At 64.1% G+C, this 24,854-nt stretch carries 27 protein-coding genes; 15 read left to right on the top strand and 12 right to left on the bottom strand.

Annotated features, from left to right (window positions below; genetic code table 11):
- Positions 1-126: 126 nt before the first annotated feature.
- Together IVB01_RS04005 and pncA are read right to left on the bottom strand one after the other, a co-directional pair.
- The gene (locus tag IVB01_RS04005) at positions 127-1,242 is read right to left on the bottom strand and encodes an alpha/beta fold hydrolase (RefSeq protein ID WP_247460708.1); all 1,116 of its coding nucleotides are present in this window, start codon (positions 1,240-1,242) and stop codon (positions 127-129) included.
- Positions 1,243-1,255: 13 nt separating this feature from the next.
- Positions 1,256-1,882 (bottom strand): bifunctional nicotinamidase/pyrazinamidase, encoded by a 627-nt coding sequence (gene pncA / locus IVB01_RS04010; RefSeq protein WP_247450259.1) that lies wholly within the window; start codon positions 1,880-1,882, stop codon positions 1,256-1,258.
- Between the two features lie 265 nt (positions 1,883-2,147).
- Here pncA and glk point away from each other — a divergent pair, with 265 nt between their 5' ends.
- The 3 genes from glk to IVB01_RS04025 all read left to right on the top strand — a co-directional run bounded on the left by glk (position 2,148) and on the right by IVB01_RS04025 (position 3,793).
- Positions 2,148-3,134 carry a glucokinase gene (gene glk, locus IVB01_RS04015; protein ID WP_247275674.1) on the top strand — a complete coding sequence of 329 codons (987 nt, stop codon included), beginning with the start codon at positions 2,148-2,150 and terminating at the stop codon, positions 3,132-3,134.
- Positions 3,135-3,284: 150 nt separating this feature from the next.
- Entirely contained in the window at positions 3,285-3,488 is a 204-nt protein-coding gene (locus IVB01_RS04020) for a hypothetical protein (protein ID WP_247275627.1), read from the top strand.
- A 149-nt stretch (positions 3,489-3,637) separates the two neighbouring features.
- The gene (locus IVB01_RS04025; protein WP_247275628.1) at positions 3,638-3,793 is read left to right on the top strand and encodes a hypothetical protein; all 156 of its coding nucleotides are present in this window, start codon (positions 3,638-3,640) and stop codon (positions 3,791-3,793) included.
- 135 nt (positions 3,794-3,928) lie between these two features.
- On the opposite strand, the gene IVB01_RS04030 is transcribed toward IVB01_RS04025, so the two are convergent.
- Both IVB01_RS04030 and IVB01_RS04035 read right to left on the bottom strand, forming a co-directional pair.
- Positions 3,929-4,306 (bottom strand): response regulator, encoded by a 378-nt coding sequence (locus tag IVB01_RS04030; RefSeq protein WP_247275629.1) that lies wholly within the window; start codon positions 4,304-4,306, stop codon positions 3,929-3,931.
- Positions 4,307-4,418: 112 nt separating this feature from the next.
- Complete coding sequence (locus tag IVB01_RS04035) at positions 4,419-5,219, bottom strand: Spy/CpxP family protein refolding chaperone (protein ID WP_247275630.1); 801 nt, start codon at positions 5,217-5,219, stop codon at positions 4,419-4,421.
- Positions 5,220-5,704: 485 nt separating this feature from the next.
- Here IVB01_RS04035 and IVB01_RS04040 point away from each other — a divergent pair, with 485 nt between their 5' ends.
- The 6 genes from IVB01_RS04040 to IVB01_RS04065 all read left to right on the top strand — a co-directional run bounded on the left by IVB01_RS04040 (position 5,705) and on the right by IVB01_RS04065 (position 11,830).
- Entirely contained in the window at positions 5,705-7,045 is a 1,341-nt protein-coding gene (locus IVB01_RS04040; protein ID WP_247275631.1) for an extracellular solute-binding protein, read from the top strand.
- A 148-nt stretch (positions 7,046-7,193) separates the two neighbouring features.
- Positions 7,194-8,132, top strand: coding sequence for a sugar ABC transporter permease (locus IVB01_RS04045; protein ID WP_247275632.1), 939 nt, complete (start codon positions 7,194-7,196; stop codon positions 8,130-8,132).
- Positions 8,132-9,043 (top strand): carbohydrate ABC transporter permease, encoded by a 912-nt coding sequence (locus IVB01_RS04050; RefSeq protein WP_247275633.1) that lies wholly within the window; start codon positions 8,132-8,134, stop codon positions 9,041-9,043. Before IVB01_RS04045 ends, IVB01_RS04050 begins: the two co-directional genes overlap by 1 nt.
- Positions 9,044-9,063: 20 nt before the next feature.
- Entirely contained in the window at positions 9,064-10,164 is a 1,101-nt protein-coding gene (gene ugpC, locus IVB01_RS04055; protein ID WP_247275634.1) for a sn-glycerol-3-phosphate ABC transporter ATP-binding protein UgpC, read from the top strand.
- A gap of 34 nt (positions 10,165-10,198) precedes the next feature.
- A complete protein-coding gene (locus IVB01_RS04060; protein WP_247275635.1) occupies positions 10,199-11,188 on the top strand; it encodes a hydroxyacid dehydrogenase in 990 nt (329 codons plus the stop codon).
- Positions 11,189-11,356: 168 nt separating this feature from the next.
- A complete protein-coding gene (locus tag IVB01_RS04065; RefSeq protein ID WP_247275636.1) occupies positions 11,357-11,830 on the top strand; it encodes a hypothetical protein in 474 nt (157 codons plus the stop codon).
- 52 nt (positions 11,831-11,882) lie between these two features.
- Here IVB01_RS04065 and IVB01_RS04070 read toward each other — a convergent pair whose 3' ends face one another.
- Complete coding sequence (locus IVB01_RS04070) at positions 11,883-12,380, bottom strand: DUF1993 domain-containing protein (protein ID WP_247275675.1); 498 nt, start codon at positions 12,378-12,380, stop codon at positions 11,883-11,885.
- Positions 12,381-12,485: 105 nt separating this feature from the next.
- On the opposite strand from IVB01_RS04070, the gene IVB01_RS04075 reads away from it, so the two are divergent.
- The 3 genes from IVB01_RS04075 (at position 12,486) to IVB01_RS04085 (ending at position 14,846) form a co-directional block, all read left to right on the top strand.
- Positions 12,486-13,265, top strand: a complete 780-nt coding sequence (locus tag IVB01_RS04075) for a transporter substrate-binding domain-containing protein (RefSeq protein ID WP_247275637.1) — start codon at positions 12,486-12,488, stop codon at positions 13,263-13,265.
- A 171-nt stretch (positions 13,266-13,436) separates the two neighbouring features.
- The gene (locus IVB01_RS04080) at positions 13,437-14,309 is read left to right on the top strand and encodes a DUF2147 domain-containing protein (RefSeq protein WP_247419473.1); all 873 of its coding nucleotides are present in this window, start codon (positions 13,437-13,439) and stop codon (positions 14,307-14,309) included.
- Between the two features lie 180 nt (positions 14,310-14,489).
- Positions 14,490-14,846, top strand: a complete 357-nt coding sequence (locus IVB01_RS04085) for a hypothetical protein (RefSeq protein WP_247275639.1) — start codon at positions 14,490-14,492, stop codon at positions 14,844-14,846.
- Positions 14,847-15,003: 157 nt separating this feature from the next.
- On the opposite strand, the gene IVB01_RS04090 is transcribed toward IVB01_RS04085, so the two are convergent.
- Positions 15,004-15,408, bottom strand: a complete 405-nt coding sequence (locus IVB01_RS04090; RefSeq protein ID WP_247275640.1) for a cupin domain-containing protein — start codon at positions 15,406-15,408, stop codon at positions 15,004-15,006.
- A gap of 24 nt (positions 15,409-15,432) precedes the next feature.
- Positions 15,433-16,131: a ribonuclease activity regulator RraA gene (locus IVB01_RS04095; protein WP_247419471.1), complete on the bottom strand. Its 699-nt coding sequence runs from the start codon at positions 16,129-16,131 to the stop codon at positions 15,433-15,435.
- A 248-nt stretch (positions 16,132-16,379) separates the two neighbouring features.
- On the opposite strand from IVB01_RS04095, the gene pxpB reads away from it, so the two are divergent.
- From pxpB to IVB01_RS04110, 3 genes are read left to right on the top strand one after another with little or no spacing between them, the layout of a single operon-like run.
- Entirely contained in the window at positions 16,380-17,111 is a 732-nt protein-coding gene (gene pxpB, locus IVB01_RS04100) for a 5-oxoprolinase subunit PxpB (RefSeq protein WP_247275642.1), read from the top strand.
- Positions 17,108-18,145 carry a biotin-dependent carboxyltransferase family protein gene (locus IVB01_RS04105; RefSeq protein ID WP_247275643.1) on the top strand — a complete coding sequence of 346 codons (1,038 nt, stop codon included), beginning with the start codon at positions 17,108-17,110 and terminating at the stop codon, positions 18,143-18,145. Before pxpB ends, IVB01_RS04105 begins: the two co-directional genes overlap by 4 nt.
- Before the next feature lie 31 nt (positions 18,146-18,176).
- Complete coding sequence (locus tag IVB01_RS04110) at positions 18,177-18,947, top strand: 5-oxoprolinase subunit PxpA (RefSeq protein ID WP_247275644.1); 771 nt, start codon at positions 18,177-18,179, stop codon at positions 18,945-18,947.
- Here the strand turns inward: IVB01_RS04110 and IVB01_RS04115 are convergent, their stop codons facing one another.
- The 5 genes from IVB01_RS04115 to IVB01_RS04135 form a co-directional block, all read right to left on the bottom strand.
- Entirely contained in the window at positions 18,948-19,100 is a 153-nt protein-coding gene (locus tag IVB01_RS04115; protein ID WP_212025333.1) for a hypothetical protein, read from the bottom strand. It abuts the gene before it with no gap.
- Between the two features lie 256 nt (positions 19,101-19,356).
- Positions 19,357-20,967: a sulfite reductase subunit alpha gene (locus tag IVB01_RS04120; RefSeq protein ID WP_247275645.1), complete on the bottom strand. Its 1,611-nt coding sequence runs from the start codon at positions 20,965-20,967 to the stop codon at positions 19,357-19,359.
- Entirely contained in the window at positions 20,964-22,745 is a 1,782-nt protein-coding gene (locus IVB01_RS04125; protein WP_247494250.1) for a NirA family protein, read from the bottom strand. Before IVB01_RS04125 ends, IVB01_RS04120 begins: the two co-directional genes overlap by 4 nt.
- A 337-nt stretch (positions 22,746-23,082) precedes the next feature.
- Positions 23,083-24,246 carry a CmpA/NrtA family ABC transporter substrate-binding protein gene (locus tag IVB01_RS04130; protein WP_247275647.1) on the bottom strand — a complete coding sequence of 388 codons (1,164 nt, stop codon included), beginning with the start codon at positions 24,244-24,246 and terminating at the stop codon, positions 23,083-23,085.
- Positions 24,243-24,833 (bottom strand): ANTAR domain-containing protein, encoded by a 591-nt coding sequence (locus IVB01_RS04135; protein ID WP_008564898.1) that lies wholly within the window; start codon positions 24,831-24,833, stop codon positions 24,243-24,245. Before IVB01_RS04135 ends, IVB01_RS04130 begins: the two co-directional genes overlap by 4 nt.
- Between the last annotated feature and the right edge of the window lie 21 nt (positions 24,834-24,854).

A 24,854-nucleotide genomic window follows, 5' to 3' on the forward strand; every position in this document is an offset into this window, starting at 1 on the left:
ACCTCTTGCGCCACTAGCCGCAGCCGCCAGCACCGCATCATATGTAGCCCATCGACCGGCGCCCGTGCAGGCCATCCGCCATCATGCATAACCGATTTGCATGTCGGCCAGCCGGCGCCCGCGACGTCAGGCGCTGCGCGCCAAGACCCCGGACAGATCATCGCGCAGCCATTCGGCGATCCGAGGCCAGGCATGGGCGTGGGTCCGCGCCCCCATGAAAAGGCCGAGATGACCGCTCGGCTCGGAAGCTGCCGCAATGAAAGGCGGCGGGGTGCCGACGAGATCAGCGGTGGCGAGCGCCTGCACAGCCGGCACGACGTCGTCGTCCAACCCGGCCAGCAGGAAGATCGGCGCCTTGACGTCCTTCAGGTCAACCGGGCGGCCGAGCGCGACGAATTTGCCGCCGGCAATCCGGTTCTCCCGGAAAATCCAGTTGACGATCTGAAGGTAATAAGTGCCCGGCAAATCGAGCGTCTCGCTATTCCAGCGGTCGAAGCGCGCGAGTAGGGTCGCGCCCTCCTCGTCCGAGAGTCCCCTCTGCAACGCCACTGCGATATCGTCGCTGTCAGGCGCCTTGGACCAGAAGCGCAGCATCTCCTCGCCGCTGACATTGCCGCCGCCGCGAGCGACGAGCTGGTCGTATACCAGGTCGGGTGCGTTGCGGGCGAGCCGCGACAGCGCCGAGTCGATCGACAGATCGACCGGAGCGCCGACCAGGACCAGCCGCCGCACCTTGGCCGGAAAGCGCGCCGCATAGAGCAGCGACAGCCAGCCGCCCTGGCACAGCCCGATGAGATCGACCGGCGCGCCGATCTCGTCGATGGCGACGTTGAGATCGGTCAGATAGCTGTCGATCGAGAGATAGCGCATCTCCGGCGTGGCTGACCGCCAGTCGGTGAGATAGACGCGGTCGATGCCGCCATTTTGCAGCGACTGCACCACGCTGTGGCCAGGCGCGAAGTCGGCGATCGGGGCCCGATGCAGCGCATAGGGTGCGCAGACCAGCGCCGGCTGACCGGACCGCGTCTGCGTGAAATCGCGCAGGCGCATGGTCGCAAGCTCCAGCGCAACCGTGCTGGGCGTCGTCCACGGCAAGCTGCTCTCGCCCTGCTCCGCAGTTCCGCGCTCCAGCCACCAGAAACAGGCGTCCATAGCCAGTCGCGCCGCCGCAAATGGCCACAGCATCGGGTCATCCGGCGCATGCCCCGGTCCGCCTGGCTGTCTGCCGGCCTTCTCCACCATGGCTATCTCATCCTCACAGGAACGCCTCGAGGCTCACGACCGAAATGCCGCGATCCTTAAAACTCCTATGGGTGGCAGCCACGGAGCCGTCGAGATCGATGCCGCGACAGGCGTCCTCGACGACGGCGACCTCGAAACCGGCCGTGCGGGCGTCCTCCGCCGAGAAGCGAACACAGAAATCCAGCGCCAGACCGGCGACGAAGACGGTCTTCAGCTCGCGTTCGCGCAAGTAACCGAGCAGTCCGGTCGGCGTCTTATGGTCGTTCTCGAACAGCGCCGAATAGGAATCGATGCCGCGGCGAAAGCCCTTGCGCACCACCAGGCTCGCGCTGACAACGTCGAGCTCCCGGTGGAATTCAGCGCCCGTCGTACCCTGCACGCAATGAGAGGGCCAGAGCACCTGGGTGCCGTAGTCGAGCTCGATGGTCTGGAACGGCTGCTTGCCGGCATGGTTGGCCGCGAATGACACGTGATCCCGCGGATGCCAGTCCTGAGTCAGCACCACATTGGCGAATTTTTGGGCGACTCGGTTGATGGCGGGGACGACCTTTTCGCCGCCGGGAACGGCGAGCGCCCCGTTGGTGCAGAAGTCGTTCTGCACGTCAATCGCCAGCAGCACGTCGCGGTCGGAAATCTTCATCGCTGGTCTCGTTGCATCTGCCGGCGCGAAGGCGCCAGGCGCGCTTCCCCTAGTGTCCGCCTTCCCGCGCTGCTGCGCAACCGTTGGTCCGTGAGGAAGCACCCGCGAATTGGTCCCGGAAAGGCGCTCAGGGTGCAACGGTTTGACATCAACCGTGTTGACTAGCTGCACCCAGGGACGGATTCTGACAGCCGTTCGCAATTTGCGATCAGAGAGCGGAGGAAGCGGTTCCCGCAGCCCGTGCGGCTGCGGCAGCCATATGGCCATGACGATCGGCAAGACAGGACAAATTCTACTCGCCGATATCGGCGGCACCAATGCGCGCTTCGCGCTGAGCCAGGCTGAATCGAGTAACAGCGATCCGACCGGACCGATCGACTACGTCAAGGTCGCCGACTTCCCGACCGTTCGGGAGGCCATCGTCGATGTTCTCGCTCGCAGGTTCTCCGGCGGGCAGCCCCGAAGAGCTGTGCTGGCGGTGGCCGGCCCTGTCACCAACAATCGCTGCGTCATGACCAACAGTCCGTGGGTCATCGACGGCAACGAGCTGCAAGCTGCGCTCGGCTTCGACAGCGTCCACGTGCTCAACGACTTCGAAGTGGTGGCCTGGTCTCTTCCCGCCTTGCAGCCTGCCGACCTCATTCCGCTTGGCGGGCAGGATGGCCTGCCCGGAGAGCCCCTGCTGGTGGTCGGGCCCGGAACCGGCTTTGGGGTGTCCTGTTTGGTCGAGCGCCATGGCGCACGGCTGGCGGTCGTGACCGAGGCCGGTCACGCCACCCTGCCGGCGGAGAACGAGCGCGAGGAACGCGTGATCGCCTGTCTGCGCAAGCGCCTTGGCCATGTCTCCATCGAGCGCGGCGCGCTCTCAGGTTCTGGCCTGCAAAGCCTCTACGAGGCCCTCGCGGAGGTCGATGGCGCCCAGGTACCACATCGGGATCCTGCCGCCATCACCAAGGCCGCGCTGGAGGGCAATTGCCCCGTCAGCCGTGCGACGCTCGACATGTTCTGCGCCATCCTCGGCTCGGTCGCGGGCAATCTCGCGGTGACCTTCGGCGCCCGCGGCGGCGTCTATATCGCCGGCGGGATCGTGCCGCGTTTTCCCGAGTTCCTCGCGGCGTCCGCATTCCGAGCACGCTTCGAGGCCAAGGGACGCTTCCAGGATTACTTGCGCAACATCCCGACCAGGCTGGTGATCAAGCCTGATGCGAGCTTCGTCGGCCTCAAGATGTTCGCCCAGCACAATCCAAATTGACTAAATTGAGCGGAGGAAGCGCCCTCTCGCGGTCCAGCAATTCACAACTGATTGCCGCGTACACCCGATTCCGCGCGGGATCGTGCTTGCCTGCGCGTTTCCGATGCGAAACAATCCTGTCTGTGTGTGGCGTAGTTGCGGGGGCGTGGCATGCGTAAACAGGATTTCGGTTTCGACTATCACCGCTATCACCGCCTGCTGCGGGAGGCGGACAACGAAGACAAGCGGCTGGCCCTGATCGAGCTCCTGATCGAGGAAAAGGCAAGGGACCGGCTGGCCGCCCAGCGCGCTTCGGATCGCGCCGCCATGACGGCGCACACCATTGCCACGGTGCTGAGAAACGGTCGCAACTGAGGCTTGCGAGCTCGTCCCGGCGCGTGAGAACACGAGGCGATTGCGACTTCATTAACGATGCCTCGCAATCTGGCGTCAAACTTTTTGCTCTAAGAGTTCCCCCACCTGAGGCAAATCAGGGTCAATAACCAATAAGGGGGGAAGTGAACATGAGCATGATCTCGCTCGCCGTGATGCCGGCCGCCGTCGAAGCGCGGTTCGCCGTTTCTTCGTTCAAGACCATCTTGCTGTTCTGCTGCACGGGCCTGGCCGTCTCGTTCGGCTTGATCGCGCGTGGCATCGATCTCAGCGCCGGCCTGATCTGACAGCGCGCCGAGCTGTTTCGCCAAATGGCCGCCCCCCCGACGGGCGGCCATTTTCGTTTGGCGATCTCAGTGCGGCGTCTCGCCGTCACCAGTGCGGCGTCTACGCCGTCACCAGGGAGGCGTCCACGCCATCACTCAGTGCGGCGCCTTCTCTGTGGCTTCCGGAAACATCGAATCGATCATCGCCTTGAGCTGATCCATCGCGATCGGCTTGCGCAGGATCGGCCTTCGCCGCAGCAAGGACGGCAGCAGCTCCGGTCCATAACCCGTCGCGAACAGAAACGGTTTTCCGCGTCGCTCGATCAGATCGGCGACGGGATCGACGTAGACGCCCATCAGATTGATGTCGAGGATGGCCAGATCATACTGCGCGGTCATGGCAAAGGCGCTGGCGTCGCGGACATTGTCCGCTTCCGCGACGACGCGGTGGCCGAGCTCCTCCACCATGTCGGCGATCATCATCCGGATCAACGCCTCGTCTTCGACCAGGAAAACGGAGAGTCCGTCCGCCATATCAACCCCGCAGTCAGCCTTACGAAGCTAACCATAACCGAATTGCGGAGAGGATACACGAATTCGTGGCCGCCGCCCTTAATTCAGACGCGCCCGATCCGATTCAACTTGATCAATCCAGTCCTCGCTCGTGGCTCAGGCGCACCATCTCCTGAATGAACACCTGCTTCTGCTTGTCATCGAGGCTCGAATAGAGCGGCTCGGCCGCGTCGGCCACGTTGCGCTGGTCGGCCGCCCGGTCGATCAGGAACTGCGCCTCGTTGCGCATCTGCTCGATGATGTCGTCGGGCGGATCGCGCTTGGCGCGCGCGACCCGAAGGTTGAGCCGCTCTGCACCATTATGCCCGAGGTAGTGCATGGCGCTCGAGAAGCCGTACCAGTGCTTCTCCTGATCGGGCGTGAGGTTCAGTTCGGTCTTGATCCGCTCGATATAGGCATCGCTGTTGGCAACGATCTGTTCCGCGCTCTGCTGCGGAGCGCCGGTCTGGGTGAGAACCGTGACATCCTTATTTTCTTTGTTGTCCTTGCCATTCTGCGGGGCGTTCTTCGCTTCCTTGCTCGCTTTGGAGCCCTTCCCCGCCTTGGCGCTCTTGGCGTCCTTGTCCTTGCCGCCCGGCTGCTTGGCATCCTTGCTTGCATCCTTGCTGGCCTCCTTGGGCGGCGGCGCCTGATTGCCATTGTTGCCGACGCCGAGCACGCCGGTGAAGACGCCCACCACGCCGCCGATGGCGCCGCCAAGCACGCCGCCGACCGGACCTGCCGCCTTGTTTCCGGCCGCCGCGCCCTCCTGAACGCCTTTGACCAGACCTTGGGCGTTCGCCACCGCGGCGACGCCCAGCAGCAGCGCGAGCACGGACCCCAGCGCAAACCATCGTCGCAGGTGAAGCCGCGCTGGCAGCACCGGTTTGATCATTCTCGTCTCCATCGTCGATCTGGCTGGCCTCTCCGGCGAAAGGCCCATGACAATTGCAACTCTATCGTTTCCGCCGCGCCGAGGTCCAGACGCCACCAATCGCCGTCCACGCCCGAAAAGTCTTTCGCGCGAAGCGGTTATGCAGGCTTATTCGAAACTGCGGCGTAATTGCGCACAGATCGTTCGAGGGCTCGCTTGCGCGAAGTGTGCGCCGCAAAAATGAACGTCCGCGGTTTGCCTGCAGCACACGGTCGTGAATGCGCTCGCGATCCTGCCGGGCACACCAATAGTTCTAGACGAGGAGCCGTTCGGCTTTCTCGACAGACGCGATCAATCATGATCTGATCGCGCTACCAATTTGCTGCGACCTCGCGTGAAATGCCGACGCGGGCCGACGGCACCAATAAGAAAATCCAACAACGAGAACTCAAGAAAGAAGTCTCTCAGAGGAAACTCCAACAACAACACCCAAGCGAGGAAACGAGATGTCACGCAAGACACTGACGCGACGTCAATTTGTGGCTGCCACTGCAATGTCCTCCGCGGCGCTGATCACGGCGCCTTATGTCAGAGGCGCTTACGCCGCCGGCAAGCTCTCAATCGGGTTCTGGGACCATTGGGTGCCCGGCGCCAACAAGGCCTCGACCGATCTCGTCAACGAATGGGCCGCGAAGGAGAAGGTGGAAGTCTCCATCGACTACATCACCAGCAACAACAAGAAGATCGAGCTGACCGCCGCGGCCGAAGCCCAGGCCAAGTCGGGTCATGACATTCTTCAGATGCCGAGCTGGTGGCCGCAGGCCTATGCCGAGAATCTCGAGCCGCTCAACGACGTCGTGGAGCCGCTCCTCAAGCAGAATGGCGAGGTGAACGGCACCGTCAAATATCTCGGGAATTCGGGCGGCAAATGGCTCGCGGTGCCCGCGACCCCCGGCAGCCAGATCAAGGGGCCCTGCTCCCGCATCGATTTGATGAAGCAGCACGCCGGCATCGACGTACAGGAGATGTACCCGGCCGGCAGCCCGCCCAAGGCGGACAACTGGACCATGGAGACCTTCCTGAAGGCAGCCGAGGCTTGCCAGAAGGCTGGCTTTGCATTCGGCATCGGCCTCGGCGAGACCACCGACAGCGTGGATACCGCCGGCGCGATCTTTCAGTCCTTCGGGGCCGAGCTCGTCAACGCCAAGGGCGATATCACGGTGAAGACCGATCAGGTTCGCCAGGCCATGGAATTCTACAAGAAGCTGATCGCGTTCCTGCCGCCGGATGCACCCTCCTGGGACGACGCTTCGAACAACAAATGGCTGATCTCCGGCCGTGGTGCGATGATCCTGAATCCGCCGAGCGCCTGGGCTGTTGCCAAGCGCGATGCGCCGCAGGTCGCCGAGCAGTGCTGGACGCACGGCTTCCCGTCCGGTCCGAAGGGCCGGTTTGCGCCGTACCTGCCGTACTTCTGGGGCGTCTGGAGCTTCGGCAAGAACAAGGAGGCGGCCAAGAGCCTGCTCGTTCACTTGTCCGCGCCGTCATCGATCGAGAAGTTCGTCGCGGTGAGCGGCGGCTATGATCTGCCGGCGTATGCGAACATGACCAAGTTCAAGACCTGGGCGGAAGAAGGGCCGCCGAAGGGAACGCTCTATCACTATCCGGACCCGCACAAGCATCAGACGCTGTCGATCGCGGCATCGCCGGCGCCGCCCAAGATCGCACAGCAGATCTACTTCCAGGCGACGCTGACCAAAATGGCACTGCGTTATGCGCGGGGCGAGACGTTGGAGCAGGCGCTCGCCTGGGCCGAGGGCGAGTGCGAAGGCTTCATGCGGAGCTAGGCCGGGGCCTGCTGACAGGGCGGCTCGCGTCACGTGCGTGAGCTGCCCGGGCTGCATGCTTCAATCCGCTTGACCGTGAAGCCGCATGGCCGGCTTCACGGTTGGACAGCATAAGAGCATAGAGAAAGACTAATCCAAGGAATCTGACATGGCCGATGTCGTCGTTGAGCGAGGTCGCGTCGCCCGTGCGGCGGGCGCCCGCAGGGGATCGAGCCTGCGCAATGCGCTCGGGCGCAAATCGACGGTGGCGTTTTTCCTGACGCTGCCGCTGATCCTCCTGATCGCGCTGCTCGTGCTCTACCCCGCCTTCTATTCCGTTCATCTGGCGACGCTGAACAAGTCGATGACGAAGTTCGTCGGCTTCGGCAACTTCACCTTCCTGTTCAAGCGCGAGACGTTCTGGATGGTGGTGCAGCAGTCCTGCATCTTCGCGATCACGGCCGTGATCTTCAAGGCGCTGATCGGCTTCATCGTCGCGCATTTCGTCCACAACATTCCGGCCAAGGGCCAGCGCAAATGGCGCGGCATGCTGCTGGTGCCCTGGGTGATCCCACCGGCGATGAGCACGCTGGCCTGGCTGTGGCTGTTCGACCCTTCCTACAGCGCCTTCAATTACACGCTGTCCTTCTTCGGCGTCGGCCCGATCCCCTGGCTCGGCGACACCTTCTGGGCACGCTTCTCCGTCATCCTCGTCAACATCTGGTACGGCGCGCCATTCTTCATGATCATGTATCTGGCCGCGCTGAAATCCGTCCCCGATCAACTCTACGAGGCCGCCGCGATCGATGGCGCCAATTGGTGGCAGCGGATCTGGTACGTCACCTTGCCGATGATGCGCAACATCATCGCCATCACCACGCTGTTCTCGCTGATCGTCACCTTCGCCAATTTCGACATCGTGCGCATCCTGACCTCAGGCGGTCCGCTGGATACGACGCATCTGTTCGCCACCTGGGCGTTCCAGGTCGGCATCCAGAGCAGCGACATTCCGCTCGGCGCCTGTGTCTCGCTGTTCATGGTGCCGATCCTGGCGGTCGCTGCGATCTTCATCCTGCGCGATGTCAACAAACGCGGAAACGAAGCCTGATGAGCACGCTCGCAATCGACAAGGCCGGCCCCTCCCGCAAGATCAAGTATGGCAGCATGAGCCGCGACCGCGCCTGGGCGCTGCGCTGGTCCTATTTCTTCCTGGTGCTGTTCGCGATCTTCTTCCTGACGCCGCCAATCTACATGCTGATCACCTCGCTCAAGAGCAGCGCGGAGATATCGGCGGCAACCAATCCCTGGTGGGTGTTCCACCCGACGCTGTCGAACTATGTCGAGCTGCTGAGCTCGAACCAGTTTCTGCGCTTCTTCTGGAACTCGTCGATCGTGTCGATCGTGGTCGTGATCATCACGATGCTGATCAGCATCCCCGCGGCCTTTGCGCTGGCGCGGATGAAGTTCTGGGGCTCAGCGACGCTGGCCACCGGTGTCTTTCTTACCTACCTGATCCCGGACAGTCTTCTCTTCATCCCGCTGTTCAAGATGCTCGGGGTCGTCCAGGACTACACCGGCATCACGCTGCTCAACCGATGGTACGTGCTGCTGTTCATCTATCCGACGTTGACGGTGCCGTTCTGCACGTGGATCATGATCGGCTATTTCGCCTCGATCCCGAAGGAGCTCGATGAAGCCGCCCTCATCGACGGCGCCTCGTGGCTCCAGACCTTGACCCGGATCTTCATTCCCGTTGCATTGCCCGGGCTGATCGCGGCGACCATCTTCGCCTTTACGGTGTCCTGGGCCCAGTTCCTCTATCCGCTGGTGTTCACGACCTCGATCGATCAGCTCGTGCTGCCGGTCGGCATCACCACCACACTGATCAAGGGCGACGTCTTCAACTGGGGACAGATCATGACCGGCGCGCTGCTTGGCGCCGCGCCGCCGCTGATCATCTACGCCTTCCTGATGGACTATTACATTGCCGGCCTGACCGCCGGCGCGACGAAGGGTTGAAATTGAGGGGTTGAAGTGCAATGGCCGACGTTTCCCTGCGTAAGGTGATCAAGCGTTACGACGATGTCGAAGCCGTGCGCGGCATCGATCTCGATATCTCCGATCATGAATTCATCGTGCTGGTGGGCCCCTCCGGCTGCGGCAAGTCGACGACGCTGCGCATGATCGCAGGGCTCGAGGACATCACCGACGGTGACATCATGATCGGCGGCGACGTCGTCAATGACGTGCCGCCGAAGGACCGCGACATCGCCATGGTGTTCCAGAATTACGCGCTCTACCCGCACATGACGGTCGCGGAGAACATGTCGTTCGGCCTGCGCCTGAAGCACTATCCCAAGGCTGAGATCAAGGCGCGAGTGACCGAGGCCGCCCGGCTCCTCGACATCACCGACCTGATCGATCGCAAGCCGAAGCAGCTATCCGGCGGCCAGCGCCAGCGCGTCGCGATGGGCCGCGCCATCGTGCGCAATCCGAAGGTGTTCCTGTTCGACGAGCCGCTGTCCAATCTCGACGCCAAGCTGCGCGTGCAGATGCGGATCGAGATCAAGAAGGTGCACCAGAAGGTGCGCACCACCACGGTCTACGTCACCCACGACCAGGTCGAGGCGATGACGCTGGCCGACCGCGTCGTTGTGATGAACAAGGGATGTATCGAGCAGATCGGCACGCCGAACGAGCTCTACCACAAGCCGGCCACACGCTTCGTCGCGGGCTTCATCGGCTCGCCCGCGATGAACTTCATTCCGTGCCGGCTCGAGGACGTCGGCGGCACGCTCCAGATCCGTCTCACCGACCGCATCGCTTTCCCGCTGCCCCCAGCCCGCGCCGCACGCTACAAGACTCTGCCGCGCACCGAGAAGCTGCTGCTGGGCCTTCGCCCCGAGCACCTCACCGAGTCGCATGCGCATCTCGCGCCCGGCGTCGAAACCTTCGAGACCGTGCTCGACGTGACCGAACCGATGGGGATGGAGACGCTGGTCTATTTCGGGCTCGACGGCACGCCGGTCTGCGGCCGCGTCGATCCCAATGCCGGCGCCAAGGACGGGGCACCCATGCGTTTGGCGATGGACCTCAACAACATGCACCTGCTAAACGAGGCGTCCGGCGTCGTGTTGTGATGCCGGTCCAAGAAACTCGCGCAGGCAGGAGACGATGGCGACCAACAAGAAGAAGATTTTCGTTACGCAAACTTTGTCGCAAGGGGCACGCGCCCTCCTCACCCAGCGGGACGATATCGAGCTCGTCGAGTTTCCGAACCTGATCTCCGCCAAGGACTTCGAGGCTCTGCTCAAGAGCCATGCACCGGTCCATGGCGTCGCGCTCGGCGCCACCGCCTTTGGCGAGACCGAGCTCGACGCCGCGAAGGACATGAAGGTGGTGACCCGCATCGGCGTCGGCTACGACGCCGTCGACGTGCCCGCCCTCTCCCGCCGCAAGGTGCCGCTGATGGTCGCTGGCAGTGCCAACTCGCCCTCGGTCGCGGAAGCCGCGCTGTTCATGATGCTGACGCTGGCGAAGCGCGCGCAGGAATTGCACGCTTGCGTCAAGGACGGCAAATGGGCCGACCGGCTCGGCATGCTGCCGTTCGATCTCTACGGCAAGACCGTGCTGATCATCGGCTTCGGCCGTATCGGCAGTCGCACCGCCAAGCGCTGCCTAGCGATGGAGATGAAGGTACAGGTCTATGATCCCTACAAGCCGGCTGCCGATATCAAGGCCGCCGGCTGCGAGCCCGTCGCCGATTTCGATGCCGCGCTGCCTCATGCCGATTTCGTCACCATCCATTGTCCGAAGACGCCGGAGACGGTCGGCCTGTTCGATGCGGCACGGATCGGCGGGATGAAGCCGAAATCCTACCTCATCAACACCGCGCGCGGCGGCATCGTGAAAGAGGCCGCGCTCTATGACGCGCTGGTCTCCGGCAAGCTCGCCGGTGCCGGTATCGATGTGTTCGAGGTGGAGCCGCCGCCGCTCAGCAACGCACTGTTTGCCCTGCCCAACGTCATCATGGCCCCGCATGTTGCCGGCGTTACCATCGAGGCCGTGAGCCGCATGAGCGAGCAGACCGCGCGCAACATCCTGAGTGCGCTGGACGGCGATCCCATCCGGCAGAACGTCATCAACCAGGACGTGCTGGGCTGAGCCGAACTCCGGGCGGGCGGCGCAGGCGCTCGCTTGGGACGACCAAAAACCGTCCCATTTTGGTGCAGATCGAGCCCCAACTCAGCCTTAATCAAACGCGCGTAATGAGCCAGGGCGCACCGGCAGTGGGACAGACCAGCCGGCCGCGTCGAGCTGGAGGATGGACCCTTGGCAGAGATCGACCCGACCGACCACGCGCTGGCGACCATCGCCAGCATTTTAGAGCACCCCGAGCCCGTTCTCGTCGTACGGGAGACCGAGACCGAAATGATGGTCGCTGGTGAACGTGAGCACATCGCCGCCGACGAGCAGCCAATTGTCGACGAGCATCCAGTGGTCGAGGAGCAGCCGCTGGTGCCGGAGCACACTGATGCGGATGGCTACAGCAAGGTCGGCCCGGGCCCGATGGTGGCGATCCGCCTCAAATGGACAGTCCATCGCGGCGACGACGGCCAATTCTACGTCCACGAGACCATCGGCGAGCAGTCGGCGCCCGTGGTTAGCGGCCCGATGACGAGCGAAGCCGCCGTGCATTTCGTCGACGCGCAGGAGCACGAAGCGCATCGGCGTTTCGAAGAGCTGCGCAGCGAAATTGCCGGCCGCAGCTCGCTCGCCGAATTCGAGCGCAAGGGCGAAGCGTAGGTTTACGTCGCTGTACACCTCTCCCCGCCGGGGAGAGGTGAAGGCCGAGCATCTACTTCCTTCCCAGATAATCCTTCTTCACGAGTTCGACGCCGGCGTGCCGCAACAGGTCGTAGGCCGTCGTCACGTGAAAGAAGAACTGCGGGACGCTGAAGGTCAGCAGCAGCGTTCGTCCGGTGAATGGCAGCTCGGTGCCGTTCTTCAGCTTGAAGAACACATTGCGTTCGGCCGACGCGTCTATCTCGGCGCGCGGCAGGCTTTCGATGAACTCGATCGACGTCGCGATGCGTGCCTGAAGTCCGGCCATGTCGTGCTCCAGCACCGGCAGCGTGATCGGTTCGCGCTCCGCCAGCAAGGCCGGGGCGACCACGCCATGGCGGCAGGCCTCGCCGACCTGCTGCGCCAGATCGTACATGTTCGGCGCCAGGCGCATACCGAGCAGAACCGCCGGATTGAACTTGCGGGTCTCGGCATAGGCCACGCCCTTGTCGAGCAATCCGGACAGGTTGCGCAAGTACGGCACGAAGAGGCCTACCGAGGCCTCGTACATCGAGATCGTCACCTCTGAATTCCCTTCAATTCCGCCTCGCCAGCGACGGGCATCTGGTCTAAATCCACCCCGCACAATGACAGCTCGGGCACGGGTGGAAAAGAGATGATCGTTCGAATCTGGGCAGCTTTGGCCGTGGCGTTGCTGGTGAATCTCTCGGCGCACGCGCAGCAGGCGCCCTCGCGCCTCGACGAGATAGTCAAGCGCGGCACCTTGCGCGTCGGCATGACCGGCGACTACAAGCCCTTCACCTATCTGGACAAGACCACGCAGCAATTCAGCGGCTTCGACGTCGACATGGCGCAGGCCCTTGGCAAGGCGCTCGGCGTCAAGGTCGAATTCGTGCCGACGGCCTGGCCGAAGCTGATGAAGGATTTCGAGGCCGACCAGTTCGACATCGCCATGGGCGGTGTCTCCGTCACGCTCGACCGGCAGAAGAAAGGCTTCTTCTCCACGCCGATCATGCGGGAGGGCAAGACGCCGATCGCGCGCTGCGCCGACACGGCCAAGTACCAGAGCATCGCCGACATCGACAAGAAGGGCACCCGAATCATCGTCAATCCGGGCGGCACCAACGAACGCTTCGCGCGCGCCAACATCAAGGATGCCGAGATCACCGTCTTTGCCGACAACACCGTGATCTTCGACGAGATCGCCAAGGGCAACGCCGATCTGATGATGACCGACGCCTCCGAGACGCGATACCAGCAGAAGCAGCATGCCGGCGTGCTCTGCGCGGTGCACCCTGAAAAGCCGTTCGATTTTTCGGAGAAGGCCTATTGGCTGCAGCGCGATGTCGCGTTGAAAGCCTTCGTCGACCAATGGCTGCACATCTCGATGGAAGACGGCAGCTACAAGAAGATCTATGCCGCCTGGTTCAACTAGGCTGCGTCGCCCTGTCGCTCGCTTCGGCCAAACTGTGGACGGGTTCCGGGCGTATTGAACCCGAACGCATTGCAGCACGACTCATACGGATGAAAGTGATCTAGATCACTTTTTGCGATCGAACCGGAGCGTATGCGTCAGTCCGGGGACCATCTGTTCAGGAGATGCGAAATGAGGAAGCTGTTGGCTACGGCCGCATTCCTGTTGGCGAGCACGGCTGCTCAGGCACAATACACTTTCGAATATGGCGGGCGCACCATCCGCATCGATCCCGACCGCGGCACGGTGCAGATCCCCGGCGTGTACGACAACACCGGCCAGGGCAAGGCCAAGAAGGCCAAGAAGAACGAGCAGGCGCCGCAGCAGGCCACGGTGGATCCGCAAGCGCCGGCTGCTGCTCCGGCACCTGCCCCCGCTCCCGCCGCCGCGCCGCCCGCGGCCGTGCAGGCGCCTGCACCCGCCGCCGCAGCAGCGCCGCCCGCAGCGCCGCAACCACCCGCTCCGTCACCGGCCACCGCCAACAACACGCCCGCCGACACGGCCGTGGCGCCGCCCCCTGCGCCGCCTTCGGCCGCTGCTCCCGTCGAGCAGCAGGCGGCGCCCGCTGTGACGCCACCGCCCGCCCCGACCGTGGCTGCCGCACCACCGGCGCCGCCTCCGCCACCCGCGCCGGCGCCTGCCCCCGCTCCCGTTCAGGCGGCTGCAGCCACGCCTGCTCCGGCAGCCGCGCCCACGCGCGATCTGAATTCGCCGCTCGGCGTTTGGCTCACGGAGGAGAAGGAAGGCAAGGTCCGCATCGAGCAATGCGGCACCAATCTCTGCGGCTATTCGGTCGATTCGAAATCGAACCAGAACGGCGAGCAGGTCCTGATCAACATGAAGCCCGGCAAGGACCAGAAATGGTCAGGCCGCATCCTCGACCCCAATTCCGGCTCGACCTACGACTCGACGATCGCGATGAAGGGCACCGACCGGTTGCGCGTGCAGGGCTGCGCCTTCGGCGGCATGTTCTGCGGCGGCCAGACCTGGACGCGGGTGAACTGAGATCGGACTGATCGTTCTGACCAATGCAAGGGGGCCCCGATGCGGGTCCCTTTGTTTTTACGCGCCCTTCTGTTGCGAGGTGAGCAACCTCACTCAACCTCCTGCACACGTGACAGCCCTCACATCGCCGGTTCCCGGTCCATGTCACGATCCCCGAACGGTCAACCACAGGGGCGTGTCATGAACGGCTTTCGCAAGGCTCTCTTCGCCACCATTGTCACTATCGCCTTCCCGCTCGCGCAGGCCGATGCTGCGGGCTCCGCCTTCGACGGTGCATGGAATGTCCGCATCGCCTCCTCGATCCAGGCCTGCGGCGACGGCGCGACCGTCTCGATCGGAATCAACAATGGTCACATCGCATCGAGCAGCGCCGCGGTGACGGCGTCGGGCCGCGTCGCCGATGCCGGCAACATCAACGTCACGCTGAGCACCGGCATCAAGCGCGCCGTCGGTTTCGGCCGGCTCACCGGCACTTCCGGCTCCGGCACCTGGCGTGGCGCCATGTGCAGGGGGACGTGGACGGCGGAAAGAATGTGATGGTGCCGCGGGGACAAGCAGCCAGGACGCCCGTAAACGCGCTACGGCGTCTCTGCGCAGAGCCGGAACCCAGCGCTCGGGTAGTCCCAAATTTCCGGTCTCGGGATCGGCGATGCATCGCCCTGGGGCGATACACCTTGCCCCGCACGCGAGCGCCTTAGCCGACCGCTGCCCCATATTCGGCGTCGGTGACCGGCTCCAGCCAGGTCGAATAGACGCCATCGAGCGCTTCCTGCATGGCGATGTGGCACATGCCGTTGGTCGGCGATGCGCCGTGCCAGTGCAATTCGCCCGGCGGAATCCAGACGGTGTCGCCCGGGCGGATCTCGCGGATCGGGCCGCCCTTGGACTGCACGCGCCCGACGCCGGAGATGACGTAGAGCGTCTGGCCGAGCGGATGATGGTGCCAGTTGGTGCGCGCGCCCGGCTCGAACGCAACGCGCGAGCAGTTCAGCCGTGCCGGCGCGGGCGCCATGATGACCGGGTCCTGCCACACGGTGCCGGTGAAGTTTTCCTTCGGCGCACGGCGGGTCGGCCGCGTGCCTGCAATAGTGATCTCCATGGGGATTACCTCGTTCCTTCCCGGTTACTTCTTGCTGGCGGCGTAGCGCGCCTTGGTTTCGGCATTCATGGGATAGAGGCCAGGCAGCACGGCGCCGTTGTTCACCTCGTTGACGATCCAGGCTTCCATCCGCTCCTGCTCGACACCCTCGTTGAGCACGTGATCGAGCATCGCCTGCGGGATCAGCACGCAGCCGTCCTGGTCGGCGACCACGATGTCGTTGGGAAACACCGCGACGCCGCCGCAGCCGATCGGCTCGCCCCAGCCGACGAAGGTGAGGCCCGCAACCGACGGCGGCGCGGCATAGCCGTCGCACCAGACCGGAAGATTGGTGCCAAGCACGCCCTCGACGTCACGCACCACGCCGTCGGTGACGAGCGCGGTCACGCCGCGCTTGACCATGCGCGCGCAGAGGATGTCGCCGAAGATGCCGGCATCGGTGATGCCCATGGCATCGACCACGGCGATGCAGCCTTCGGGCATTGCCTCGATCGCGGTGCGGGTCGAGATCGGCGATGACCAGGATTCCGGCGTCGCCAGATCCTCGCGCGCAGGCACGAAGCGCAGGGTGAAGGCCGGACCCACCAGGCGCGGCAGGCCCGGTCGCAACGGACGCGCGCCGCGCATCCACACATTGCGCAGGCCCTTCTTCAGCAGGACCGTGGTGATGGTGGCGGTGGTGATGCCGACGAGGGTTTTGCGGGCTTCGGGGGACAGCGACATGGAAACAGACGAGCTCCGGATGGGCGGGAAAGAACGCGCGCATCTTGCGAGCCGGGCGCCTTGCGTCAAGGGCCAAGAGGCTAGCAATAACGCAGGGCCGCCGGGCTATTATGCGACGCGATAACAAGGCTTTATCGTGTCCCCTTGCATTAATTTATTGGACTTGCGGGCGCATTTACGCGAAGCAGGACGAAGCGGAACTCGAACGCTGGGGACCGCATTCTTCAGAAGTCCGATTTCGACAGCTCATGGCCTCGACGCTTCCCCCGCCCCGCCTTTTGCCCAGTGGCGACAGCGCCGTCACGGTCGAGTTCAGCCGCACCATCGACGATGATGCCAACCAGCGCGTGCTGGCGCTCGACAAGGCGCTTGTCGCAAGCCCGATCGACGGCATCACTGAGGCCGTGCCGACTTATCGCTCGCTGCTGGTGCACTACGATCCCGGCAAGATCGGTTTCGACGCGCTCGGCGAGAAGCTGCTCGCGCTCGCGAGCCAGAAGCTGCCTCCGGCAACCAAGGCTCGCCGCTGGCGCATTCCCGTCGCCTATGGCGGCGAGCACGGCATCGACCTCGAGGATGTCGCCAAGGCGCTCAACACCACCCCCGACGACATCGTCGCCCGTCACGTCGCCGGCGACTACAAGGTCGCCATGATCGGCTTTACGCCGGGCTGGTCCTATCTCAGCGGGCTGGATAAATTTCTCCACATGTCGCGGCGACAGAATCCGCGCGTGCTGACGCCCGCCGGCACGATCTCGATCGGCGGCGTCCAGGCCGGAATCCAATGCCTGGCCGCCCCGAGCGGCTGGCACCTTCTGGGCCGCACGCCGGTGCGGACCTATCAGCTCCACCGCAATCCGACCTTCCTCACCGAACCCGGTGATCGCGTGACGTTTTACGCCATCGACCACAAGACGTTCGAAGAATTGGACCGCGCTGCTGAAGCCGGCGAAATCGTCGCCGACCAGGTGGTCGCATGAGCCGGCTCGTCGTCACCAGCATCGGGCCCGCAAGCTCCGTTCAGGATGGCGGCCGCCACGGCGCGCAGCGCTATGGACTGACGGTGAGCGGGGCGATGGACCGGCTGTCGCTTGCTGCGGCGAACACGCTTGTCGGCAACGGGCCGTTTGCGGCCGCCGTCGAGATCGGCCCGTTCGGCGCCTCCTTCACCGCACGTGATGGCGCCGTGCGCATCGCGATATCGGGCGCGCCGCGCAATGCGGACGTCGCCGGAAATCCGATCGCCATGGACACATCGGTGATCTTGAAGGATGGCGAGACTCTGACGCTGGGCTTTGCCCGCGGCGGCGCCTTCACCTATCTCGCGATCGAGGGCGCCATCAAGGGCGAGCCGGTGTTCGGCAGCCTCGCCGTGAATGCGCGCGCGGGCCTCGGCAGCCCCTACCCGCGCCCGCTCCAGGCCGGCGACGAATTCAACATTGATGCCGCAAGCGGCGCGAGCGAGCTGCGGATCGAGTTGCCGAAGCCCGTGAGCGGCCCGATCCGTGTTCTGCTGGGCCCGCAGGACGACGAATTCGACGACGCCAACAAGGCGCTGTTCCTGGACAGCGAGTGGAAGATCTCGGCAACCTCCGATCGGATGGGCTACCGCCTCGAGGGCCCCGCCATCAAGCATCTGCACGGCCACAACATCGTCTCCGACGGCACCGTCAATGGCAGCATCCAGGTGCCCGGCAATGGCGCGCCAATCGTGCTGATGATGGATCGCGGCACCTCGGGCGGTTATCCGAAGATCGCAACCGTCATCACGGCCGATGTCGGCCGGCTCGCGCAGACTTCGGCGGGAACCGCGTTCCGTTTCAAGGCGGTCAGCATGGCCGAGGCGCAGGACGAGGCGCGCAAGTTCGCGCAACTGATCCGCAGCCTGCCCGATCGCCTGCGCCCTGCCGACACCACCTCGCTCAACATCGAGGCGCTCAGCGATGCTAACGTTGCGGGCTATGCCGTGAGCGCCGTCGATGCCGGGACGTGGCAGGTCGCCGCGGAACCGTGAACGGCAACAAGACCAGAGGCGGAGAGCACCCATGAAGACAGTCGATCTCAATTGCGACCTCGGCGAAGGTTTTGGCGCGTGGGAGATGGGCAATGACGCGGCGATGATCGAGCTGGCAAGCTCGGTCAACGTCGCCTGCGGCTTCCACGCCGGCGACCCTGACATCATGCGCCGCACGGTGGAGCTCGCGAAAGCGCGCGGCGTCTCGGTCGGCGCGCATCCCGGCTACCGCGATCTGCACGGCTTTGGCCGGCATCCGATCGCGGGGCTGAAGGCATCCGAGATCGAGAACCTCGTCGCCTACCAGATCGGCGCGTTGCAGGCGATCGCGACCGCAGCCGGGTACAAGGTGACGCATGTGAAGGCGCATGGCGCGCTTTCCAACGTCGCCTGCGAGGACGACATGACGGCGAAGGCGATCGCCGCCGGCATCAAGGCGGTCGATCCCAGCCTGATCTTCGTCGTGCTCGCGAACTCGAAGCTGGTGAAGGCCGGCGAAGCGGCCAATCTGCCGATGGTGCACGAGGTGTTCGCCGACCGCGCCTATGAGGACGACGGCAATCTTGTCTCGCGCAAGAAACCCGGCGCGGTGCTGCACGATGCCACGGCGATCGCCGATCGCGTCGTGCGCATGGTGCAGGACGGCGCGGTGGTCTCTGTCACCGGCAAGGTGATCAAGATGCGCACGGACACGGTCTGCATCCACGGCGATACGCCTGGCGCCGTCGAGATCGCGCGCGGTGTGCGTCAGGCGTTGAAGAATGCGGGGATCGAGGTCGCGCCGTTCAAGCGCGGGGCGTGATCAGAACGGATGCACCGACAACGTGCCGAACACGATCGCCGCGATGACGGCGAACGCGCTATAGAGCGCGACATGATGCATGCTCGTCCCGGTCCGACGCGAGAGCGAGCGCGCGTAGAAGTGCAGTCTGGCCTCGGCCGATAATTCGCGCATGGTCGATCTCCAGTGCCCCATTTGCGGGATTATGATGGATCAACCGGGGGTGCCGGCAAGACGTCGACAGAAAAAGCGATGAGCTTCTTCATAGGAGGCTCATTGCAGATGCATATTCTCCGCAAGCGAAGGTTCCGAGAATCTCATTCGTTAAATTCCGAGGCAGCCGGAACCGGCTCGCAAGGGATGATGGCCAGGCCAAACCCTGGGAAGGCCGTCCGATCAACCGGACGACTCATCCCGATGTTCTCGCGTTTTAATAAACGTCAGCCTGGAATCGGCCGGTCTTCTTGAGCTCGGCGACGAAACTGACGGCTTCGTCGGTCGAACGTGCGCCGAACTGGGCGACGATGTCGACCAGCGCGCGCTCGACGTCCTTGGCCATGCGCTTGGCATCGCCGCAGATGTAGAGATGCGCGCCTTCGGCAAGCCACGTCCACACCTCACGGCCGACCTCGCGCATGCGGTCCTGCACGTAAAACTTCTTCTCACCGTCGCGCGACCAGGCCAGCGACAGTCGCGTGAGCAGACCCGAGGTCTTCATCGCGTTGAGCTCCTCCTGGTAGAAGAAGTCGCAATCGCTGCGCTGGTGCCCGAAGAACAGCCAGTTCTTGCCGGGCGCGCCGGTAGCCTTGCGGTCGAGCAGGAAGGCGCGGAACGGCGCGATGCCGGTGCCGGGGCCGACCATGATGATTGGCGTCTTCGGGTCCTGCGGCAGGCCGAAGGCGTGTGCCTTCTGCACATAGACATTGAGCTTCTCGCCCTCGTTGATACGCTCGCCGAGGAAGGTCGAGGCGACGCCGAGGCGCTTGCGCTTGCCGACAACGTAGCGCACCGAATCGACCGTCAGCGATAGCTTTCCGGGCGTCGCGTTGTGCGAGGACGAGATCGAATAGAGCCGCGGCTGAAGCGGCTCCAGCGCCTCGACGAAGGCCTCCGGATGCGGCCGCGTGCCCGAAAACTTCTGGAGCGCGGCCATGACGTCGAGCGTCGCCGCATCGCCATCGGGATCCTCGCCCTGCGCCAGCGCCCGCGCCTTCTCGCGCGCCGCACCGCCGGTGATGAAGGAGATCAGCTCGAACAGCGTGTCCGGCGCCGGCGACAGCGAGACGTCCTCGATCAGCACCTCGCGCAACGTCTTGCCGTTGACCTTGGTGGTGTGGGAGGCGCCGAGCAGCGCGATGATCTGGTCGACGAGGCCGACATCGTTGCGCGCGAACACACCAAAACTGTCGCCGACGACGTAGTCGAGCCTGCTCTCGGAGAGATCGAACTCGATGTGGTAGGTCTCCTTCTCCGACTTTCCCTTGTTGAGAAGACGGCGCGACAGGAAAGTCGCGGTCACGGGGTTGTCGCGCGAGCGGCCCGGCTCTGCGATGGTCACGGTCACCGCTGGCGCGGCCGTGTCCGGCTTGTCCGCCGCTTTGGCCGCCGGGGCCTTGTCGAGCTCCTCGTACAGCGACTTCAGCATTCGCGCGGTTTCCTTGCCGCCGGGAACGCAGAGGTTGAGCCGTGCTTCGCTGCGGCTCGCGATGGCCTCGGAATAATCGTGGCAATTGTAGCCGCACTGGCCGCAATCCTGCTGCGCCATCGCCGCCATCATTTTGCGGCGCAGGGGACGGCCCTCGGCGAGTTTCATCCGCTCGGCAATCGGCAAGGTCTGGTCGTGCCACGGCGCTTCGCCGTCGTCGCCGTCGCCGGCGGCGCCTTGCATGACGGCGGCGCCCTGCTCCGCCGACAGCGGCGCGGCGGCGTCAGGCGACAACAGTCCGGCAAAGAAGCCGTTCAGCCAGGAACGCTGCGCATCGGAGAACGGTGCGCTGGCGGGAATGATGTCGAGTTTCGGCGGAGGCGTGATCTGGTTCATGCGGACACCTGTGCATCGGCGAGCTTGCGCAGCGTTTCGCCGTCATGGCGGCGCGCAAAGGACAGGAAGGTTTCATCGGGAGACGAACGATGGGCGATATAGGCCTTGAGCAGTCCTTCGACCGTCTTCGGCGCATCCTCGGCCTTGAGGTCGTGATAGACCTCCTGCCCGACGTCCGCGTCAGGGCCGAACCCGCCGCCGGTGAAAAGGTGATAGCCCTCGACCGTGTCCTCCTCGTTGACAGGCACGCGCGCCCCGATCAGACCGATGTCGCTGATGTAGTGCTGCGCGCAGGAATGGTGACAGCCGGTGACATGGATGTCGACCGGCTTGTCCATCGGAACGCGCGGCTCGCACCAGTCACCGATCTCTTCGGCATGGCGCTTGGTGTTCGCCGCGGCGAAGCGGCAGCCCGCATTGCCGGTGCAGGCGATCAGGCCGGCGCGGATATGCGAGGCCTCGACCGCGAGCCCGATCTGCTTGATCGCCGCGATGGCAAGCTCGACATTCTCGTTGCGCACGCCCGAGATCAGAAGGTTCTGCCAGACCGTGAGGCGGATCTCGCCGTCGCCGAGATCCCGTGCGATCTTGGCAAGGCCGCGCATCTGATCGCAGGTGAGCTTGCCGAGTGTCAGCGACACGCCGATCCAGTTGAGACCGTCCTGCTTCTGCTTGTGCACGCCGACATGCGCCATGCGGTCCGCGGCCGGCCGAGGCGCAAAGGCCTCTCCGGGCACGCGCGTGAACGGTGTCTTCAATCGCTCCTCGACCAGCTTGAGGAAGCCGTCATGGCCCATGCTGTCGAGCACGTATTTCAGACGCGCCTTGTTGCGGTTGGTGCGGTCACCATGGTCGATGAACACGCGCACGATTGCGTCGGCGACCGCGGTCGCCTGCTCCGGCTTGACGATGATGCCGGAATATTTGGCGAAATCCTTGTGGCCGGTGATGCCGCCGAGACCGAGACGGAACCAGACTCCGGGCTCGACGCCGAAACCGTCCTTCACCTCGTACGCGGTGAATGCGATGTCATTGGTCTCCTCGAGTACCGCGATCCTGCCGGCACCATCGAAGGCGACGTTGAACTTGCGCGGCAAGCCGTAGAGCGAGCGGTCATTGAGGATGTGATAGTGCCACTCGCGCGCATAAGGCTGCGTGTCGATCAGCTCCTGCGGATCGATGCCCGCCGTCGGCGTTCCCGTCACGTTGCGGATGTTGTCGGCGCCGGAGCCGCGCGAGCACAGGCCGAGGTCCTGGATGCCCTCGATCAGCTTCACGGCGTTCTTCGGCGGAATCTCACGAAGCTGGAGATTCGCGCGCGTGGTGACGTGGCTGTAGGGGCCGCAGAGTTCGTCGGCGAGATCGGCAAGGCCGGACAGCTGCCAGTGCTTCATGATGCCGTTGGGAATCCGCAGGCGGCTCATGTAGGAATCCTGCGTCGGCGCGACATAGAAGATGCCGTAATAGCGCCAGCGGAAATTGTCCGCCGGGCTCGGCGGCGCGTTGTCGAGCGCCTGCTGACGCAAGCGCGAATAAGCATCGAAAGGATGCTCCTCGCGCTTGAACTTCTCCTGGTCGGCGAGCTTCTTGCCCGACGCGATCACCTTGTCCTGCGCCTTGATGTGCACGGCATCGGGACCGGTGGGCTCGGCGCTCGCCTTGGCGGCGCCGCCGCCGAGACCGCGACCGACGCGGCTGATCTGCAGACCGGTCGTGAAGCCTTCGAGATAGCGTTTCTGCTCGTCGGTAAAGTCGACTGCGAGCGTATCGATTTTCATGGTCGGTAACGAAGCTCCTGCGGCCACCGAGGTGGTATCGACGGAAATTGGCACGACCCGCGAGGTATCTCGGCTGGCTCCAAGAGCCGGCCTCGTGACCCAGCGGTCCGATCAGCTTCGTTGCTGCGGGTTTCGGCTCAGCAGGCACCTGTGACAAGCTGGCCGCAGTGCAACATTCAAGTTGCGTGCCAGCTTCGACGAAATAAGAAAAATTGAGAATTCAATCACTTAGCAGCAGCTCCGGAACATTCCGGTCGCGGATCACCTCATGAAATTCGAGCAGTCAGCTCAAAATTTAGTCGATGAGATGGATTGCCTTAAAATTATGCAGAGACGATCAGGCCTTCCAACGCCCCACGTCGAAGGCCTCTAGATGTTGCAGGATGTTGTCAGCATCGAACGCCGGCCCGGCGAAGGCCCCAAATGCCGCCGGGGCTTCGTCGGGCGGGCGGCGGCCGAGGGCGGCATCGTAAAGGTCGGACCTGAACACCGCCATCGCCGTCTTGGCGCCGTCCGGGCTCAACGCCGCCTGCCCCCAACGTACCATTTGCGCATAGAGCCAGGCGGCCTGAACCGGATCGGGGCGCCCAGCCTCCTCGCGCCCAACCAGCAGATAGCGGCCGCTCTCGCGGAACGTCCCGTCCGGCGAAATCTTCAGACGTCCCGTGAGGGTGCGCTGGATGACTTCGGCATCGACGCCGATCCGCTCGGGTTGCGCCAGTATCCGCGCCGCTTCGATCCGGTTTTCCGGATGCTCGATGAACTCGGCCGCCTTCACCGCCGCGCGCACGAGGCTGGCGACCACGTCCGGATTCTTGTCGGCCCAGACCTGGCGGACGGCCAGGACCTTCTCCGCCGCGCGCACCAAAATGTCGGAGACGAAATGCAGGATATGGCCGATGCCGAGATCGACCGCGATCGAGTTCCAGGGCGCACCGACGCAGAATGCGTCGACGTGCCCGCTCTTGAGACTGTCGACCATGTAGGGCGGCGGCAGCACGACAAGGCGCACGTCCTCATCGGGATCGACGCCGGCCGCCGCCATCCAGAACCGCAATTGGTAATTGTGGGTCGAGAACGGGAAGGTCATGCCGAAGGTCAGTGGATCGGCCCCGGCCTTGCGGCGCTTGGCGACCACCTTCGCCAGCGCCTTGGCGGTGACAAGCGGATCGAAGCGGTCGCCGTCGATCTCCTCCATCAGCGCGGCGTGGAGCGCCGGCGACACCGTGATCGCGTTGCCGTTGATGCCGAGATTGAAGGGCGCGGCGATCGGCACCTTGACGTGGCCGAGCCCGAGCGAGGACGCGATCGCGACGGGCGCGAGCAGATGCGCGGCGTCGAACAGGCCGATATTGAGCTTGTCGCGGACGTTGGACCAGGACACCTCGCGCACCAGCTCGACCTCGAGCCCTTCGGCAGCGGCAAAGCCCTTGTCGACGGCGACGATCAGGGCGGCGGCATCAACCAGCGGAATGAACCCGATGCGAAGGGGCGCGGTCATTTCAGCATCTCCGACGCGGTGATGATCGACTGCGCGATCTCGCCGATTTTCTTCTTCTCGCGCATCGCGGTGGAGCGCAGCAGCACATAGGCTTCGTCTTCGGTGAGGCCCTTCACCTTCATCAGGATGCCCTTGGCGCGTTCGATGATCTTGCGGTCCTCGAGCTGCGACTTGGTGCGTTCCAGCTCCTCCTGGAGCTTGGCGAAAGCGTTGAAGCGAGACACGCAGAGGTCGAGGATCGGCTTGATGCGCTCCTTCTTCAGCCCGTCGACGATGTAGGCGGATACCCCCGCCTCGACCGAGGCTTGGATCGAGGCGGAATCGCTCTGGTCGACGAACATCGCGATCGGCCGCTTCACGGCGCGGCTGACCTGGAACATCGCCTCCAGCACGTCGCGACTGGGGTTCTCCAGATCGATCAGGATGATGTCGGGGTCGACCGCATAAATACGGGCAAGCAGGCTCTGCATCTCGCGGATATGGACGACCTGCGTGAATCCGGCCTCCCGCAATCCTTCCTCCAGGATCGCAGCCCGGATCGGGCTTTCATCGACGATCACGATTTTGGGCGACTGTTCGGCGCTCATAGCTCACTCACCACCAGTGAT

It is taken from the genome of Bradyrhizobium sp. 164 (assembly GCF_023073715.1).
Classification (GTDB): Bacteria; Pseudomonadota; Alphaproteobacteria; order Rhizobiales; family Xanthobacteraceae; genus Bradyrhizobium.

Excerpts from the sequence above, each read along its gene's own strand:
- IVB01_RS04120 (WP_247275645.1), bottom strand. The coding sequence starts at position 20,967 with ATGAACCAGATCACGCCTCCGCCGAAACTCGACATCATTCCCGCCAGC.
- IVB01_RS04045 (WP_247275632.1), top strand. The coding sequence starts at position 7,194 with ATGGCCGATGTCGTCGTTGAGCGAGGTCGCGTCGCCCGTGCGGCGGGC.
- IVB01_RS04105 (WP_247275643.1), top strand. The coding sequence starts at position 17,108 with ATGAGCCGGCTCGTCGTCACCAGCATCGGGCCCGCAAGCTCCGTTCAG.
- IVB01_RS04115 (WP_212025333.1), bottom strand. The coding sequence starts at position 19,100 with ATGCGCGAATTATCGGCCGAGGCCAGACTGCACTTCTACGCGCGCTCG.
- IVB01_RS04040 (WP_247275631.1), top strand. The coding sequence starts at position 5,705 with ATGTCACGCAAGACACTGACGCGACGTCAATTTGTGGCTGCCACTGCA.
- IVB01_RS04025 (WP_247275628.1), top strand. The coding sequence starts at position 3,638 with ATGAGCATGATCTCGCTCGCCGTGATGCCGGCCGCCGTCGAAGCGCGG.
- IVB01_RS04035 (WP_247275630.1), bottom strand. The coding sequence starts at position 5,219 with ATGATCAAACCGGTGCTGCCAGCGCGGCTTCACCTGCGACGATGGTTT.
- IVB01_RS04030 (WP_247275629.1), bottom strand. The coding sequence starts at position 4,306 with ATGGCGGACGGACTCTCCGTTTTCCTGGTCGAAGACGAGGCGTTGATC.
- IVB01_RS04005 (WP_247460708.1), bottom strand. The coding sequence starts at position 1,242 with ATGGTGGAGAAGGCCGGCAGACAGCCAGGCGGACCGGGGCATGCGCCG.
- IVB01_RS04110 (WP_247275644.1), top strand. The coding sequence starts at position 18,177 with ATGAAGACAGTCGATCTCAATTGCGACCTCGGCGAAGGTTTTGGCGCG.
- IVB01_RS04130 (WP_247275647.1), bottom strand. The coding sequence starts at position 24,246 with ATGACCGCGCCCCTTCGCATCGGGTTCATTCCGCTGGTTGATGCCGCC.
- IVB01_RS04070 (WP_247275675.1), bottom strand. The coding sequence starts at position 12,380 with ATGTACGAGGCCTCGGTAGGCCTCTTCGTGCCGTACTTGCGCAACCTG.
- pxpB (WP_247275642.1), top strand. The coding sequence starts at position 16,380 with ATGGCCTCGACGCTTCCCCCGCCCCGCCTTTTGCCCAGTGGCGACAGC.
- IVB01_RS04125 (WP_247494250.1), bottom strand. The coding sequence starts at position 22,745 with ATGAAAATCGATACGCTCGCAGTCGACTTTACCGACGAGCAGAAACGC.
- IVB01_RS04060 (WP_247275635.1), top strand. The coding sequence starts at position 10,199 with ATGGCGACCAACAAGAAGAAGATTTTCGTTACGCAAACTTTGTCGCAA.
- IVB01_RS04095 (WP_247419471.1), bottom strand. The coding sequence starts at position 16,131 with ATGTCGCTGTCCCCCGAAGCCCGCAAAACCCTCGTCGGCATCACCACC.
- IVB01_RS04050 (WP_247275633.1), top strand. The coding sequence starts at position 8,132 with ATGAGCACGCTCGCAATCGACAAGGCCGGCCCCTCCCGCAAGATCAAG.
- IVB01_RS04020 (WP_247275627.1), top strand. The coding sequence starts at position 3,285 with ATGCGTAAACAGGATTTCGGTTTCGACTATCACCGCTATCACCGCCTG.
- pncA (WP_247450259.1), bottom strand. The coding sequence starts at position 1,882 with ATGAAGATTTCCGACCGCGACGTGCTGCTGGCGATTGACGTGCAGAAC.
- glk (WP_247275674.1), top strand. The coding sequence starts at position 2,148 with ATGACGATCGGCAAGACAGGACAAATTCTACTCGCCGATATCGGCGGC.
- ugpC (WP_247275634.1), top strand. The coding sequence starts at position 9,064 with ATGGCCGACGTTTCCCTGCGTAAGGTGATCAAGCGTTACGACGATGTC.
- IVB01_RS04135 (WP_008564898.1), bottom strand. The coding sequence starts at position 24,833 with ATGAGCGCCGAACAGTCGCCCAAAATCGTGATCGTCGATGAAAGCCCG.
- IVB01_RS04075 (WP_247275637.1), top strand. The coding sequence starts at position 12,486 with ATGATCGTTCGAATCTGGGCAGCTTTGGCCGTGGCGTTGCTGGTGAAT.
- IVB01_RS04090 (WP_247275640.1), bottom strand. The coding sequence starts at position 15,408 with ATGGAGATCACTATTGCAGGCACGCGGCCGACCCGCCGTGCGCCGAAG.
- IVB01_RS04080 (WP_247419473.1), top strand. The coding sequence starts at position 13,437 with ATGAGGAAGCTGTTGGCTACGGCCGCATTCCTGTTGGCGAGCACGGCT.
- IVB01_RS04085 (WP_247275639.1), top strand. The coding sequence starts at position 14,490 with ATGAACGGCTTTCGCAAGGCTCTCTTCGCCACCATTGTCACTATCGCC.